Annotated in this window: 14 protein-coding genes, 2 tRNA genes and 1 rRNA gene; 13 read left to right on the forward strand and 4 right to left on the reverse strand. The window is 55.2% G+C overall.

Going from position 1 to position 14,629, the window contains the following annotated elements; all coding sequences use genetic code 11:
• Positions 1 to 141: 141 nt before the first annotated feature.
• The 3 genes from rrf to dkgB all read left to right on the forward strand — a co-directional run bounded on the left by rrf (position 142) and on the right by dkgB (position 1,448).
• Positions 142 to 257 (forward strand): 5S ribosomal RNA (gene rrf / locus SPG90_RS00005).
• Between the two features lie 150 nt (positions 258 to 407).
• Positions 408 to 484, forward strand: a tRNA-Asp gene (locus SPG90_RS00010).
• Between the two features lie 160 nt (positions 485 to 644).
• The gene (gene dkgB, locus SPG90_RS00015) at positions 645 to 1,448 is read left to right on the forward strand and encodes a 2,5-didehydrogluconate reductase DkgB (RefSeq protein ID WP_045400507.1); all 804 of its coding nucleotides are present in this window, start codon (positions 645 to 647) and stop codon (positions 1,446 to 1,448) included.
• A gap of 29 nt (positions 1,449 to 1,477) precedes the next feature.
• On the opposite strand, the gene yafC is transcribed toward dkgB, so the two are convergent.
• Positions 1,478 to 2,383, reverse strand: a complete 906-nt coding sequence (gene yafC, locus SPG90_RS00020) for a DNA-binding transcriptional regulator YafC (RefSeq protein WP_029739684.1) — start codon at positions 2,381 to 2,383, stop codon at positions 1,478 to 1,480.
• A gap of 104 nt (positions 2,384 to 2,487) precedes the next feature.
• Between yafC and SPG90_RS00025 the strand changes: the two genes are divergently transcribed.
• The 3 genes from SPG90_RS00025 (at position 2,488) to SPG90_RS00035 (ending at position 5,449) form a co-directional block, all read left to right on the forward strand.
• Positions 2,488 to 3,663 carry an MFS transporter gene (locus tag SPG90_RS00025; RefSeq protein WP_045400511.1) on the forward strand — a complete coding sequence of 392 codons (1,176 nt, stop codon included), beginning with the start codon at positions 2,488 to 2,490 and terminating at the stop codon, positions 3,661 to 3,663.
• A 136-nt stretch (positions 3,664 to 3,799) separates the two neighbouring features.
• Entirely contained in the window at positions 3,800 to 4,600 is an 801-nt protein-coding gene (locus tag SPG90_RS00030) for an endonuclease/exonuclease/phosphatase family protein (RefSeq protein ID WP_024909448.1), read from the forward strand.
• Positions 4,601 to 4,675: 75 nt separating this feature from the next.
• The gene (locus SPG90_RS00035) at positions 4,676 to 5,449 is read left to right on the forward strand and encodes a class I SAM-dependent methyltransferase (RefSeq protein WP_126302982.1); all 774 of its coding nucleotides are present in this window, start codon (positions 4,676 to 4,678) and stop codon (positions 5,447 to 5,449) included.
• Between the two features lie 52 nt (positions 5,450 to 5,501).
• Here the strand turns inward: SPG90_RS00035 and mltD are convergent, their stop codons facing one another.
• Both mltD and gloB read right to left on the reverse strand, forming a co-directional pair.
• Positions 5,502 to 6,866 (reverse strand): murein transglycosylase D, encoded by a 1,365-nt coding sequence (gene mltD, locus SPG90_RS00040; protein ID WP_045400516.1) that lies wholly within the window; start codon positions 6,864 to 6,866, stop codon positions 5,502 to 5,504.
• A gap of 68 nt (positions 6,867 to 6,934) precedes the next feature.
• Entirely contained in the window at positions 6,935 to 7,693 is a 759-nt protein-coding gene (gene gloB / locus SPG90_RS00045) for a hydroxyacylglutathione hydrolase (RefSeq protein WP_126302981.1), read from the reverse strand.
• Between the two features lie 32 nt (positions 7,694 to 7,725).
• Between gloB and SPG90_RS00050 the strand changes: the two genes are divergently transcribed.
• Entirely contained in the window at positions 7,726 to 8,445 is a 720-nt protein-coding gene (locus SPG90_RS00050; RefSeq protein WP_023310484.1) for a class I SAM-dependent methyltransferase, read from the forward strand.
• On the opposite strand, the gene rnhA is transcribed toward SPG90_RS00050, so the two are convergent.
• Complete coding sequence (gene rnhA / locus SPG90_RS00055) at positions 8,442 to 8,909, reverse strand: ribonuclease HI (RefSeq protein ID WP_023310485.1); 468 nt, start codon at positions 8,907 to 8,909, stop codon at positions 8,442 to 8,444. The genes SPG90_RS00050 and rnhA overlap by 4 nt on opposite strands.
• A 64-nt stretch (positions 8,910 to 8,973) precedes the next feature.
• Here rnhA and dnaQ point away from each other — a divergent pair, with 64 nt between their 5' ends.
• The 6 genes from dnaQ (at position 8,974) to SPG90_RS00085 (ending at position 14,619) form a co-directional block, all read left to right on the forward strand.
• Positions 8,974 to 9,705: a DNA polymerase III subunit epsilon gene (gene dnaQ, locus SPG90_RS00060; RefSeq protein WP_029739690.1), complete on the forward strand. Its 732-nt coding sequence runs from the start codon at positions 8,974 to 8,976 to the stop codon at positions 9,703 to 9,705.
• A 132-nt stretch (positions 9,706 to 9,837) separates the two neighbouring features.
• Positions 9,838 to 9,914 (forward strand) — tRNA-Asp (locus tag SPG90_RS00065).
• A gap of 379 nt (positions 9,915 to 10,293) precedes the next feature.
• Positions 10,294 to 11,013 carry a FadR/GntR family transcriptional regulator gene (locus SPG90_RS00070; protein ID WP_023334601.1) on the forward strand — a complete coding sequence of 240 codons (720 nt, stop codon included), beginning with the start codon at positions 10,294 to 10,296 and terminating at the stop codon, positions 11,011 to 11,013.
• Positions 11,010 to 12,023, forward strand: coding sequence for an ABC transporter ATP-binding protein (locus SPG90_RS00075; RefSeq protein ID WP_023310488.1), 1,014 nt, complete (start codon positions 11,010 to 11,012; stop codon positions 12,021 to 12,023). The genes SPG90_RS00070 and SPG90_RS00075 overlap by 4 nt, the downstream gene beginning before the upstream one ends.
• The gene (locus SPG90_RS00080; protein WP_045356212.1) at positions 12,020 to 13,102 is read left to right on the forward strand and encodes an ABC transporter ATP-binding protein; all 1,083 of its coding nucleotides are present in this window, start codon (positions 12,020 to 12,022) and stop codon (positions 13,100 to 13,102) included. Before SPG90_RS00075 ends, SPG90_RS00080 begins: the two co-directional genes overlap by 4 nt.
• 2 nt (positions 13,103 to 13,104) lie before the next feature.
• Positions 13,105 to 14,619, forward strand: a complete 1,515-nt coding sequence (locus SPG90_RS00085; RefSeq protein ID WP_174259815.1) for an ABC transporter substrate-binding protein — start codon at positions 13,105 to 13,107, stop codon at positions 14,617 to 14,619.
• Positions 14,620 to 14,629: the final 10 nt, after the last annotated feature.

Genomic DNA, 14,629 nt, shown 5'->3' on the forward strand with positions numbered 1-14,629 from the left:
AGGTCGGGTGTGTAAGCGCAGCGATGCGTTGAGCTAACCGATACTAATGAACCGTGAGGCTTAACCTTACAACGCCGAAGCTGTTTCGGCGAAGAGACGACACAATCAAATTTCAGCTTTGATACAGATTAACAGAATTTGCCTGGCGGCTTTAGCGCGGTGGTCCCACCTGACCCCATGCCGAACTCAGAAGTGAAACGCCGTAGCGCCGATGGTAGTGTGGGGTCTCCCCATGTGAGAGTAGGGAACTGCCAGGCATCAANCCTGACCCCATGCCGAACTCAGAAGTGAAACGCCGTAGCGCCGATGGTAGTGTGGGGTCTCCCCATGTGAGAGTAGGGAACTGCCAGGCATCAAATTAAGTAGTAAGCCGGTGCATAAATCCGGCGGTTACAGCAGTCTTCGGTGGAGCGGTAGTTCAGTCGGTTAGAATACCTGCCTGTCACGCAGGGGGTCGCGGGTTCGAGTCCCGTCCGTTCCGCCACTTATTAAAAGCCCTGAGCTCACGCTCAGGGCTTTTTTCTTGTCTGACGTTTAATTATTGCGAAATTAGCAAAAATCCTCTGCGTTTTGCGCTCTTTTTCTCTATAACAACGCCAGCGATAATCTTCCTCAGTTTACGAACATAATGATTGAGGAATAGTATGACTCTCCCTGCATTTGGTCTTGGCACTTTCCGCCTGAAAGACGACGTTGTTATCGCATCGGTTAAAACCGCACTCGAACTGGGTTATCGTGCAGTTGATACGGCACAGATCTATGAAAATGAAGCTGCCGTTGGACAAGCTCTCGAAGAGAGTGGTGTGCCGCGTAATGAACTGTATATCACCACGAAAATCTGGATTGAGAATCTCAGCAAAGATAAGCTGATCCCTAGCCTGAAAGAGAGCCTGAAAAAACTGCGTACTGACTACGTAGATCTGACGCTGATCCACTGGCCATCACCGAATGATGCCGTCTCAGTAGAAGAATTCATGCAGGCGCTGCTGGAAGCGAAAAAACAGGGCTTAACCCGCGAAATTGGGATCTCCAACTTCACCATTCCGCTGATGGAAAAAGCCATTGCCGCTGTTGGCGCAGAAAATATTGCGACCAACCAGATTGAGCTGTCTCCATACCTGCAAAACCGCAAAGTCGTGGACTGGGCAAAACAGCACGGGATCCACATCACTTCATACATGACGCTGGCCTACGGTAAAGCGCTGAAAGATGAAGTGATTAGACGTATCGCAGAGAAACATAACGCCACTGCTGCGCAGGTGATTCTGGCATGGGCAATGGGTGAAGGTTATACAGTGATCCCATCATCAACTAAGCGTGAAAACCTGGCCAGCAACCTGTTAGCAGCGAATCTTCATCTGGATGCTGACGATAAAAAAGCGATCGCAGCACTGGAGTGTAACGATCGCCTGGTAAGCCCGGAAGGTTTAGCTCCTGACTGGGATTAAGTTCGACCCACCCTCTGTAACCTGAACCCTCACACAGCTCCTCCTGGAGCTGTTTTTATATGTTCACTCAGGAAGTCAATAAAGGCGCGAATGCGCGTGCTTACCGCTCTGTCACTGTAATACACTGCGCTAAAGGGCATTTCGACCGGCAGACGTTTGTCGGCCATCAGCTCCACCAGTTCACCCCGCGCTATCTCCTTATCAATCATATAGTCTGATAAACAGGCGATCCCGTTCCCTTCCAGGCACAGCTGTTTGAGCGTCTCTCCGCTGTTAGACGATAATCCGCAGGTAATTTCATAAAGTTGACCATCATGGCAGGCAACAGGCCAGGTGTTCAGCGACACCGGCTCCGTAAAGCCCAGGCACAGGTGCTGCTTCAGTTCTTCAACCGTCTCCGGTTTACCATGTTCGGCAATATACTCTGGTGATGCGATAATTTTGCGGTAGCTGGCAAACAAAGGGCGGGCGCGCAAGCTTGAATCTGTCAGTGTTCCCGCCCGGATAGCCACATCCACTTTCCGCTCGATGAGGTTGATAAACGTCTCTGAGGAGACCAGAGAAAGCGTCATCTCCGGATAGCGTTCGCGGAAAGGTTTGATCAGCGGCATCAGAAAGTGAAGCACCACCGGCGTGGCCGCATCAATGCGCAGCAATCCACGCGGCGTGCTGCGGGTCTCCATAATCTCCGTCTCCGCTGCAGCCATCTCCTGCAACACCGACTGCACGCGGCGGAAGTAACGCTCTCCTTCTTCCGTCAGGCTCAGCTGCCGCGTCGTTCGGTTGAGCAGACTCACTCCAAGCTTCATCTCCAGTTTTTTTACCGAACGGCTGATGGCCGAATTAGCCTGTCCCAGCTGTTCGGCCGCGCGGCTAAAGCTGCCGCTTTCAACGACGGCGACAAAGATTGTCAGCTCTTCCGAAGTTGCTTTCATTTTTGCACCACCTGCAAAATTCTATTGAGATTTTGACCATTTTTGTTATTTAAGCACTGGCGCATACTGCCTGTCATCTTAATCCTGATGATACGGAGTATTTTATGCCACTGGCGCTACTTGCCCTGACGATCAGTGCCTTTGCAATTGGCACGACCGAATTTGTTATCGTGGGCCTGGTTCCCACTATTGCTAACCAGCTTGCGATCTCGTTGCCCTCTGCGGGGTTGCTGGTATCAATCTACGCCCTGGGCGTCGCCGTCGGTGCGCCAGTGCTGACGGCCCTGACCGGACGTTTTCCGCGTAAGCAGCTGCTAGTCGCGCTGATGGTGCTGTTCACCGCCGGCAACGTTCTGGCCTGGCAGGCGCCGGACTACACCACGCTGGTGATTGCCCGTCTGTTGACCGGCCTTGCACACGGCGTTTTCTTCTCGATTGGTTCCACCATAGCAACAAGCCTGGTGCCCAAAGAGAAAGCGGCTTCAGCTATTGCGATCATGTTTGGTGGGTTGACCGTCGCACTCGTTACGGGCGTACCTCTGGGAACGTTTATCGGACAACACTTCGGCTGGCGTGAAACGTTTCTGGCCGTCTCCTTGCTGGGCGTCATCGCCCTGGTGGCCAGCCTGCTGCTGGTACCGTCGAATATTCCAGGCCGGGCAAGCGCCAGCCTGCGCGATCAGCTGAAGGTGCTCACGCATCCGCGTTTGCTGATTATCTACGCGGTAACTGCGCTGGGCTATGGTGGCGTATTCACCGCCTTTACCTTCCTGGCGCCGATGATGCAGGACCTGGCGGGCTTCTCACCCAATGCCGTGAGCTGGATTTTGCTGGGATACGGTATTTCCGTTGCCATTGGCAATATCTGGGGCGGCAAGCTTGCGGATAAGCATGGTGCGGTACCGGCACTGAAATTCATCTTCGCCGCCCTGGTTGTTCTGCTGATGATTTTCCAGTTCACGGCTTCGCTACACTACGCCGCGCTGGTCACCGTGCTGGTCATGGGGATCTTTGCCTTTGGTAATGTCCCCGGGCTTCAGGTTTACGTGGTCCAGAAAGCCGAGCTCTATACGCCAAATGCGGTGGATGTGGCATCGGGTCTAAACATTGCCGCATTTAATATTGGCATTGCGCTGGGCTCCATCATTGGCGGACAAACCGTAGCGCATGTTGGGTTAACCCAGACTCCGTGGATTGGCGCGGTGATTGTCCTGGTGGCCTTCCTGCTGATTGGCCTGAGTGGGCGCCTTGATAAACCTGCTCGCGTCGCGCTGGGTTAACATCAGTAAGTGCTTGCTTACAAAACTGGAAAGCGGTTTCTCAGAAATTGCGTTGAAAGTATGACCTAAAGTCCCTATAACATTAGAACCAGTCCGTTTTCCGGGCTGGTTCATGTTACAGAGGCTGTTTCCAAAAGTGCGAAAAAATACCTATGCCATGCGTTATGTTGCCGGAATGCCCGCGGAGAGGATCTTGCCTCCGGGGTCATTTGCGAGCATAAGCCAGGCATTACCCGCCGGCACGCCGTTAAGCAGCGATGAAAAAATCCGTGTACTGGTGTGGAATATCTTTAAGCAGCAGCGTGCCGAATGGTTATCGGTACTCAAGAACTTTGGAAAAGATGCCCATCTGGTTCTGCTTCAGGAGGCACAAACCACCCCTGAACTGGTACGCTTTGCCACCACGAACTATCTTGCCGCCGACCAGGTGCCTGCGTTTGTCCTGCCGCAACACCCCTCAGGTGTGATGACGCTTTCAGCAGCACATCCGGTTTATTGCTGTCCACTGCGCGAACGTGAACCTATCCTGCGTCTGGCAAAATCGGCGCTGGTGACGGTCTATCCGCTGCCGGATACCCGAATGCTGATGGTCGTAAATATCCATGCGGTAAATTTCAGTCTGGGCGTGGATGTCTACAGTAAGCAGCTACTTCCGATCGGCGATCAGATTGCCCATCACAGCGGGCCCATCATTATGGCCGGCGATTTCAATGCCTGGAGCCGTCCGCGCATGAATGCGCTGTATCGCTTTGCGCGCGAAATGTCGCTGCGTGAAGTTCGTTTTAGCGATGACCAGCGCAAAAAAGCCTTTGGTCGCCCTCTCGATTTTGTCTTCTATCGTGGTTTGAGCGTGCACGATGCCTCGGTTCTGGTGACGCGCGCCTCGGATCATAACCCTCTACTAGTCGAATTCAGTCCCGGCAAACCTGATAAATAATGGTGTGTCAGGTCTGCCGTGGGGCAGGCCTGCGCGGGTGCTGCCCTTTATTTTTCACTCACAAAGGACAGTACGATGACAACAACACGCTCCCATCATGACAATGTAGAAAAACAGTTTGGTTCTCAGGCAAGTGCCTATCTGAGCAGCGCCGTGCATGCTTCTGGCCGCGATCTGGTGCGTCTCGGTGAACGTCTGGCGGCGTTCCCACAGGCGCACGTGCTGGATTTAGGCTGCGGGGCAGGGCATGCCAGCTTTACGGCTGCGCAGCAGGTCGCTCACGTGACCGCGTATGACTTATCCAGCCAGATGCTGGACGTTGTTGCCGGTGCGGCGAAAGCGAAGGGACTGGACAACATCGATACGCAACAGGGCTATGCCGAATCCTTACCGTTCGATGATGAGTCGTTTGAGGTGGTTATCAGCCGTTACTCCGCGCACCACTGGCACGATGTCGGCCAGGCATTGCGCGAGGTCAAACGTGTTCTGAAGCCGGGCGGCACCTTCATCATTATGGATGTGATGTCTCCCGGACACCCGGTGCGCAATATCTGGCTGCAGACGGTCGAAGCGCTGCGCGATACCTCGCATGTGCAAAACTACGCCAGCGGAGAGTGGTTGTCGCTTATCACTGAAGCGGGGCTGATCGCGCGCGCGTTGATTACAGACCGCTTACCGCTGGAGTTCAGCTCCTGGATCGCGCGTATGCGCACCCCGGAAGCATTAAGCCTGGCGATCAGGCTCTATCAGGAGAGTGCGTCCGCGGAGGTAAAAGCGTACTTTGAACTGCAGGAAGATGGATCGTTTACCAGCGATACCATCATGGCCGAAGCGCAAAAAGCGGGATAAACAAAAAAGGCACCGAGGGGAATCGGTGCCTTTTTATCTTTCGATCGTGTTATCAGGAGTCTGGCGTAGCGCTGTTCTTCACAAACAGCGTCAACTGGTCGCCTGGTTTCAGATTGTCAGTATCATTGTTCCAGCGCATCACATCCTTGATGTTTACGCCGTGTCGTTTTGCGATACTGGACAGTGAATCGCCCTTGCGCACGCGATAGGTAATGCTATCGCTGTTGCTGGCGAGACGCTGTGCGCTGCTACCTGCACCCACCGTCAGTGTCTGACCCACCTTCAGCCCAGAGCTGCGCAGATTATTCCACTGCTGCAGATCTTTCGCCGTCACGCCAAGACGTGAGGCAATGCCTGAAAGGGTATCCCCTGAACGCACCTTATAGCTGCGGCTGCTAACGGATGAAGCATCGGCGATCAGCGTTGACTGAACGGCGGCAATTTCACCCGATGCTAAAGACTCACGTAACTGCGCCGCATGTTTCTGCGGAACCATCACATACTGCGGGCCGCTTGCCCCCAGCGTCGAGCCTTTAACGCCTGCATTAAAGGTTTTCAATTTACTTACCGACATACCCGTCATATCAGCAACTTGTTGAATATCAACCGGATTGCTGAGGCGAACACGCGCCAGTGCACGACTTTCGTCTGGTGTTGGCAGTTGTACACCGTAACGCTTGCTGTTCTTGAGAATATCGCTCAATGCCAGCATTTTCGGTACGTAAATCTTTGTTTCCTGTGGCAGTGAGAGCGACCAAAAATCGGTGGATTTACCCCGTGCTTTATTCGCTTTCATTGCCTTCAGTACACGACCTTCGCCACTATTATACGCTGCGACCGTTAACAGCCAGTCGCCATCAAACATCTTGTTCAGACGTTGCATCATGTCGAGAGCGGCTGTCGTTGAAGCGACAACATCGCGACGCGCATCATAGTTGCGGGTCTGTTTCAGACCATAGTTTCGCCCGGTGCTCGGAATGATCTGCCAAATGCCTGCGGCATTGGCGCCAGACGTCGCGTGTGGGTCAAAAGCGCTCTCCACTATGGGTAGGAGTACCAGCTCCATAGGCATGTTACGTTTCTTAACTTGCCCGGCTATCCAGTACATATACGGCTCTGCCCGTAACGTTACATCGTGGAGATAGCTCTTATTACTTAAATACTTCTGTTTCTGTTCGCGAATCCGGGGATTTTCCGGAATTCCCATCTTTAGCTCGTCGCCAATAGAGGTCCACAAGTCTTGATCCTGCGCGTAAGATGTTCCATCGTCCATCCAGCGCGCCGAACTTGCAAACTTCCCTGCTTCCCCTTGACCAGCCGCAGAAAGGCTCTGTGCGTGCTGTTGTACGTTGCTGCCGTTTTGCGACTGGCAACCTACAAGCAGGACAGAGGCGAGTAATATCGCTTTTGCCTTCATGTGTGTGTCAATAGTTGCTTAAAAGACGAGCGATGATAACGGCGAAATTTTGAAAAGGCAACCCGCAATTATCTGAAGTTATCTTTCTTTGACCTTAACCATGCAAATCGTTGTTCTGGTTGTTGCAAATTTGTTTCTTGGTTAATTTTATTAATTAAATCAATATCATCTGTTCGTAAAAATAAATTAATTTGGCGCTCGTTTTTCAGAATTACGGGGAGTGTTTTTTGGTTTTTTGCACGTAACCCCTTCACTTTGTGATAATAATCCTGAATCGCTCGATCCTCGGGTAAGAGGCTCACGGCAAACTTCATATTTCCTAATGTATACTCATGGGCGCAACAAACGAACGTCTCATCGGGTAGCGCGTTAATCTTTTGTAAAGACTGATACATTTGAGCTGGCGTACCTTCAAATAGTCTTCCGCAGCCTCCGGAGAACAGCGTATCGCCGCAAAAAAGATAAGGCTTACTGTAGAAACACAGATGTCCCAAAGTGTGACCCGGTGTAGCAAATACGGAAAACTCCCACTCGCGTATGAGGATATTTTCGCCTTCTTCGACTACATGCGTGATTCCCTTATCTTGTGCTTCTGCCGGTCCGTAAACCACAAGATGCGGAAAATGGGCGCGCAGTTCAGGCACGCCGCCAGTGTGATCGTTATGATGATGCGTCAACAAAACGGCTTCTGGCTTCCAGCCGTTCTCTTTTATGGCGTGCAGTACAGGGGCGGATTCTCCGGGATCGACAATGACGCATCGGCGATCGTCGTCAACCAAAACCCAGATGTAATTGTCCTGAAACGCTGGAATACTGATAAGATTCATACATTACCTCTTAGAGCGTGGCGGGTGTTTTGATGAAACCGGCAAGGATACCTCAGACTGTCGCAGCACCGGAACGTTGGGCGGAATTGCCCTGGGGTGAATACTATCGCGAAGCGTTAGAACAGCAGCTGAAGCCCTGGCTCGCGAAAATGTATGGCTTTCACCTGCTTAAGATTGGCAATCTCAGCGCGGAAATCAATACCGAAAGCTGCGCTATCTCGCATCAGGTTAACGTCTCTCTCGGCGGATCGCCGGTTCAGGTGAAGGCAGACCCGCTGCATCTGCCGTTTGCGGAAAAATCCGTCGATGCGTGTTTGCTCGCACATACGCTACCCTGGTGCAGCGATCCGCATCGTCTGCTTCGCGAAGCCGATCGCGTGTTGATTGATGACGGCTGGCTGGTACTTAGCGGATTCAATCCGCTAAGCCTGATGGGCCTGCGTAAGCTAGTACCGGTGCTGCGCCGGACTCCACCTTACAACAGCCGGATGTTCACCATGATGCGCCAGCTCGACTGGCTTTCGCTGCTGAACTTTGAGGTGCTCTGCTACGGAGGTTTTCAGGTGCTGCCCTGGGCGCGGCAGGGGGGCGTGGTACTGAGCACCCATCTCCCCGCATTGGGCTGTTTGCAGTTTATCGTTGCGCGTAAGCGAACTATTCCCCTTACGCTTAACCCTATGAAGCAGAGCAAGTCGAAAACGCCCATTCGCCAGACCGTCGGCGCCACGCGGCAGTACAAAAAAACCGATTAGGCGTCGGGCTGATAGCCCGCATCTTCATGTGCGGGATTGGATGCCGCAGCACGCGCCAGTTCGTCGCAGCGTTCGTTTTCCGGGTGGCCAGCGTGGCCTTTAACCCACTCCCACTTAATCTGGTGCTGGCCCAGCGCAGCATCAAGACGTTTCCAGAGATCGACGTTCTTGACCGGCTTCTTATCGGCGGTTTTCCAGCCGCGTTTTTTCCAGTTATGGATCCACTGGGTGATCCCCTGACGCACGTACTGACTGTCGGTGCTTAACACCACGTCACAATGTTCTTTTAACGCCTCCAGCGCCACGATGGCCGCCATCAACTCCATCCGGTTGTTGGTGGTCAGAAAATAGCCTTCGCTAAAGGTTTTTTCGTGCTGGCGATAGCGCATAATCGCGCCGTAGCCGCCGGGCCCTGGGTTACCGAGACAAGATCCATCGGTGAAAATTTCTACCTGTTTACGCATCTCTGGTAGACTTCCTGTATTCGAAACGTTCAGTTAAACGATAAGTCTGACATAAATGACCGCTATGAGCACTGCAATTACTCGCCAGATTGTCCTCGATACCGAAACCACCGGTATGAACCAGATCGGCGCGCACTACGAAGGGCATAAGATCATCGAGATCGGCGCCGTTGAAGTGGTGAACCGTCGTCTTACGGGGAACAACTTCCACGTCTACCTCAAACCCGATCGGCTGGTGGATCCTGAAGCGTTCGGCGTTCACGGTATTGCCGATGAGTTCTTGCTGGATAAGCCGACTTTTGCGGATGTCGCTGACGAGTTCCTGGAATATATCAAGGGCGCCGAGCTTGTCATCCATAACGCATCGTTCGATATCGGCTTTATGGATTATGAATTCAGCAAGCTTAATCGTGATATTCCGAAGACGAACACCTTCTGTAAGGTGACGGACAGCCTGGCGCTGGCAAGGAAGATGTTCCCTGGCAAGCGTAACAGCCTGGATGCACTCTGCTCGCGCTACGAGATAGACAACACCAAGCGAACGCTCCACGGGGCGTTGCTCGATGCCCAGATCCTGGCCGATGTTTATCTGACGATGACCGGCGGGCAGACGTCAATGAAGTTCAGTATGGAAAATGAATCCCAGCAGACGCAAGGCGAAGCCGGCATCCAGCGTGTTGTTCGTCAGGCCAGTCGCTTGCGGGTTGTTTTAGCCAGTGATGAAGAGCTTCTTAACCACGAATCCCGGCTTGATCTGGTACAGAAGAAGGGCGGCAGCTGTATGTGGCGCGCCTGAAAAAACGCCTGAATGCCTGTAAAATCATCGTTTGGGCGATTTTTGCAGCAAACGATTCAAAACGTGAGAAAAAGCGTTGACGAGATCGGAGGCGCACCGTAATATGCGCCTCGTTCCCCAAACGGGAACAGTGGAGCGGTAGTTCAGTCGGTTAGAATACCTGCCTGTCACGCAGGGGGTCGCGGGTTCGAGTCCCGTCCGTTCCGCCACTATTCAGAAGGCCTGAATCAGAAATGATTCAGGCCTTCGTCGTTTCAGCCTTCTGTAATCTCATCCTCTCACTTATTGTTAACATAAAGTTAATATGAATGGTGCAATTTATTAACAATTGCACAGGTGTAGTGCATTATTTGCACTATGGTTGTGCGTTTCTCCATCGATCCTCTCCTCGCACCTCGTTCAGAATGTTTCTTTCTGTAAAAATAATTCACGCAGAATCATTTGGTTAACTCCTGCTTTCCAAAAATATGCCGAACCAATTAAGTATTGGTTTGGTTATTGCTTAATCATTAGCACGATAAGCTTCATTCCATATCAATAACTTATCGTTAATAAAAATAAAGCAATGATGAAAGCGAGCGAACCAATATGGAAAAACCGTCACGGTTTCTGGCAAATTCCAGCACCGCGCTTGAGCAGCTGCGCGGGCTTATCAACCAGCATGAGTCAACACCAGGCATACCGCTGCCCACGGAACGTGAGCTGTCGGACACTCTCGGCGTAGGACGACGCGAAGTGCGTCGTGCGCTGGACGTGCTGGAAGAAGAGGGGCGCATCTGGCGTAAGCAGGGCAAAGGGACCTTTATTGGCCCGGCGGCACCTGTTGAACCGCTGGCCCTTCAGGGATTGGTTCAGCAGACCAACCTTCTGGAAGTGATGGAAGCTCGTCTACAGCTCGAACCCGGCTTAGCCCGGCTTGCGGCACTGCGTGCCACCAGGGAAAACCTCGCGCTCATGCAGCGCATGCTGGAACGCATCGACAAGGTCAGCCCGGATGACCGCGATCTCAACGAACTCTGGGACAGCGCCTTTCACCGGGCAATTGCCGAGGCGGCGGGCAACCGTCTGATGCTCGGCCTGTTTGATGCCATTGATGCCGTTCGGCGCGAACCGGGCTGGCAGCATCTGCGCGAATTAGCCCGCACGCCCGAACGTGTCGACAGCTATAACGACCACCACCATAAGATCATGTCTGCGATTATCCATCGCCAGCCTAATGAAGCCGCGGCCGCCATGCGCGAACACCTGCTCAGCCTGCAAACCGCCCTGATTCAGGCGATCCACCTTGAGGACGACTTCACGCCATGACGACAATACCCTTTAAGGACGCCACGCCCGTATTGCGGGTGCAAAACCTCAACGTTACGTTTGCTGGCTCGCCGGCTAGCGTGCTTGATGGTATCTCGCTGACCGTCAGGGCGGGCGAAACGCTGGCGCTGGTGGGAGAGTCCGGCTGCGGGAAAAGTATCACCTCACTGGCGCTGATGGGGTTACTGCCCGCCAGCGCGCAGATTGTCAGCGGCGAGATGCAGTTTCGCCGCCACGATCTGCGAAAGCTCTCACCGCGGGAATATGCCGACCTGCGCGGCAGCGAGCTGGCGATGATTTTCCAGGAGCCGATGACCTCGCTCAATCCGGCGTTTACGCTGGGGGATCAGCTTAGCGAAGCGGTTATGCGGCACCAGAACGTCTCGCGCGCAGAGGCGATGAAGGTCGCGCTGCAGATCCTCGAGAAGGTACAGATCCCGGCGGCAGAGATGCGCCTGAAAGCATATCCCCACCAGCTTTCCGGCGGCATGCGCCAGCGGGTGATGATTGCGATGGCGCTGATTAACCATCCCAAACTGCTGATTGCCGACGAGCCCACCACTGCGCTCGACGTCACCATCCAGGCGCAAATCCTCGCCTTGCTCAACGCCTTAAAAGAGGAAACCGGCACGGCGGTGCTGATGATCACCCACGATTTAGGCGTCGTAGCAGAAGTCGCCCAGCAGGTAGCGGTGATGTATGCCGGACAGGTGGTGGAGCAGGGGAGCGTGGAGGCCATCTTTGCCGACCCGCAGCATCCGTACACCATCGGCCTGATGGGCTCGATTCCTTCACTTGGGGCACGCAAGGGCCAGCTCTCCACCATTCCCGGATCGGTCCCGCTCCCGGAATCCATGCCGAAAGGCTGCCGTTTTGCTACCCGCTGTCCGTTTGCGCAGTCGCGCTGCCATGCTGAAAAACCGCAGCTCACCGCGCTCGGCGCGGGCCATCAGGTCGCCTGCTTCCGCGTGCCGCTCGAACAGCACATTGCCCTGGGAGAAATCGCATGACCACGCCCATTCTTGAAGCCCGTGACCTCAGCAAGCTTTTCCCCGGCCCCAAAAAACTCTTTACCCCGGCACGGTTTGTCACCGCGGTCGATCGCGTTTCGCTTGCCGTGATGCCGGGCGAAACGCTGGCGATCGTCGGCGAGTCCGGCTCCGGGAAATCTACCCTCGGTCGTCTGCTGTTGCGCCTGCTGGCCGCCAGCGAAGGGCGCGTGTTTTACCAGGGGGAAGAGATCACCGACGCCTCCGGTGCCCGCCTGAACCAGCTCCGGCGCGAGCTGCAGATTATCTTCCAGGATCCCTTCGCCTCGCTCAACCCGCGCATGACGGTGGAGCAGATCGTCGGGGAGCCGCTGTGGCTGCATCAGAACATGAAAAAAGCGGATCGCCAGTACCGCGTTGCCGAGCTGCTCAAAACCGTTGGCCTGCCTGCCGCCTGGGCCGGGCGCTATCCGCACGAGTTTTCCGGCGGGCAGCGCCAGCGTATCGGCATTGCGCGCGCGCTGGCCTCGGGACCGAAGCTGCTGCTGGGCGATGAGCCGGTGTCCGCGCTGGACGTCTCCGTTCAGGCACAGGTGGTCAACCTGCTGGAAAGCCTGAAGCACCAGCTGGGGCTGACGATGGTGATTGTCGCCCACGGCCTGGCGGTGATCCGCCATATGAGCGACCGCGTGGCGGTCATGTATCTCGGGCAAATCGTCGAGCTTGCCACCGTCGACGAGATTTTTGACGCGCCGCTGCACCCCTATACGCAGGCATTGATCGCCTCGGCACCGCAGATGCAACCGGGCGTTGAACGCGACGCGCCGCTGCTGCAGGGGGATCTGCCCAACCCGGCCAGCCCGCCGTCCGGCTGCCGTTTCCACACCCGCTGCCCGTACGTTACCGATGAATGCCGCCAGGTTGAGCCGATCAATCAGGTGCTCGACGGTGGACGTCAGGTTGCCTGTCATCGCTGGCAGGAGATCAACCGCGATCGCAGCATTATTCAGATCGCACCGCCATCCGCCGCCTTTCTGCGCCGCCGCGCGCTGTTTGAACACGCGGCCACCCACTCGTCCCTTCCTTCAAGGAACTCATGATAATGACAATGCGTAATTCTCTTTTGACCGTACTGGGAAGTGTTATGTTGCTTGGCGCGGCGCTGCCCGCCCATTCTGAAAGCGTGCTGCGGATCGGCCTGGGCGCTGACCCGGACATGCTCGACCCGCATCTGGCGCGCACCTACTATGGCCGCTTCGTCTTTGCCTCCCTGTGCGACAGGCTGGTGGACGTGGATGAAAATCTGAAGGTCGTCCCCGGCCTGGCTAAAGACTGGGCGTGGAGTGACGACGGTAAAACCCTGACGCTCAATCTGCGCGAAGGCGTCACCTTCCACGACGGTGAGAAATTCGATGCCGCCGCCGCAAAATACAACCTCGACCGCGCCCTGACCTTAAAAGGCTCTCTGCGTAAAAGCGAGCTCTCTTCCGTTGAATCGGTCGAGGTCACCGGCCCGATGCAGATTGCGCTGCACCTGAAGACCCCCGATGCCGCGCTGCTGATGCAGCTCACCGACCGCGCGGGCGCGATGATGGCCCCCGAGGCGGCCAAAAAGCCTGATTTTGCCGCCCACCCGGTCTGCTCCGGCCCGTATAAATTCGACAGCCGCGTGTCCCAGGACCGCATCGTGCTGACCCGCTTCGACAACTACTGGAACAAAGGCGCCTACCACTTCGACAAAATCATCTATCTGCCGATCCCGGATGCCTCCGTGCGCCTCGCGAACCTGCGCGCGGGCGATCTTGACCTGACCGAAGGCATCGCCGCAAGCGACGTTAAAACCGTCGAAGCCGACAGCAAGCTGGCGCTGGCGAAGGTGACGGGCCTGGGCTATCAGGGCATCACCTTCAACATCAACAACGGCAAGGTGCCGGCCAACGATCCGTTCAAGGACGCCCGCGTGCGCGAGGCGTTTTCACAGGCCATCGACCGCGATGCGTTGAACCAGGTGGTCTTCGAAGGGCTTTACACCCCGGCAAACCAGGCGTTTTCCCCGGTCAGCCCGTATCACGTCAATCTGCCAGTCCCGCCGCGTGACGTCGACAAGGCTAAAGCGCTGCTGAAAGCGGCAGGCGTCACCGCGCCGCTCACCGTCAACCTGCTGGTGCCGAACAACCCAACCTCACAGCAGGTGGGCCAGGTGCTGCAGGCGATGGTCGCCGAGGCCGGATTTAACCTGAACCTGCAGATGACCGAATTCGCCACGCTGCTGGATCGACAGCAGAGCGGCGACTATCAGCTGAGCTTCTCCGGCTGGTCGGGACGCCCGGATCCGGACGGCAGCATCTACGGCTTTATCCACAGCAAAGGCACCCTTAACGACGGCCGCTACAGCAACGCGCAGGTCGATGAGTGGCTGACCCAGGCGCGCCAGAGCACCGATCAGGCCGCACGCCAGCCGCTGTACGACAAGGTGGTGAAGCAGCTGCAAACCGACATGCCGATTGCCTACCTCTACTTCGAGCCGCGCATTTTCGGTCTGAACAAAAGCGTGCAGGGCTTTAAGCCGTACCCGGACGGCATCGTGCGTCTAGCGGGTTTGACGCTGGCGAAATAAAGGTCCTGAG

Origin of the sequence: Enterobacter sp. D2 (assembly GCF_034427575.1) — a bacterium.
GTDB lineage: Bacteria > Pseudomonadota > Gammaproteobacteria > Enterobacterales > Enterobacteriaceae > Enterobacter > Enterobacter cloacae_M.

What these genes read in the sequence shown, in the direction of transcription:
- SPG90_RS00025 (WP_045400511.1), top strand. Translation starts at nt 2,488, where the DNA reads ATGCCACTGGCGCTACTTGCCCTGACGATCAGTGCCTTTGCAATTGGC.
- SPG90_RS00050 (WP_023310484.1), top strand. Translation starts at nt 7,726, where the DNA reads ATGAAACCGGCAAGGATACCTCAGACTGTCGCAGCACCGGAACGTTGG.
- SPG90_RS00035 (WP_126302982.1), top strand. Translation starts at nt 4,676, where the DNA reads ATGACAACAACACGCTCCCATCATGACAATGTAGAAAAACAGTTTGGT.
- rnhA (WP_023310485.1), bottom strand. Translation starts at nt 8,909, where the DNA reads ATGCGTAAACAGGTAGAAATTTTCACCGATGGATCTTGTCTCGGTAAC.
- gloB (WP_126302981.1), bottom strand. Translation starts at nt 7,693, where the DNA reads ATGAATCTTATCAGTATTCCAGCGTTTCAGGACAATTACATCTGGGTT.
- SPG90_RS00080 (WP_045356212.1), top strand. Translation starts at nt 12,020, where the DNA reads ATGACCACGCCCATTCTTGAAGCCCGTGACCTCAGCAAGCTTTTCCCC.
- yafC (WP_029739684.1), bottom strand. Translation starts at nt 2,383, where the DNA reads ATGAAAGCAACTTCGGAAGAGCTGACAATCTTTGTCGCCGTCGTTGAA.
- dnaQ (WP_029739690.1), top strand. Translation starts at nt 8,974, where the DNA reads ATGAGCACTGCAATTACTCGCCAGATTGTCCTCGATACCGAAACCACC.
- mltD (WP_045400516.1), bottom strand. Translation starts at nt 6,866, where the DNA reads ATGAAGGCAAAAGCGATATTACTCGCCTCTGTCCTGCTTGTAGGTTGC.
- SPG90_RS00085 (WP_174259815.1), top strand. Translation starts at nt 13,105, where the DNA reads ATGACAATGCGTAATTCTCTTTTGACCGTACTGGGAAGTGTTATGTTG.
- dkgB (WP_045400507.1), top strand. Translation starts at nt 645, where the DNA reads ATGACTCTCCCTGCATTTGGTCTTGGCACTTTCCGCCTGAAAGACGAC.
- SPG90_RS00075 (WP_023310488.1), top strand. Translation starts at nt 11,010, where the DNA reads ATGACGACAATACCCTTTAAGGACGCCACGCCCGTATTGCGGGTGCAA.
- SPG90_RS00070 (WP_023334601.1), top strand. Translation starts at nt 10,294, where the DNA reads ATGGAAAAACCGTCACGGTTTCTGGCAAATTCCAGCACCGCGCTTGAG.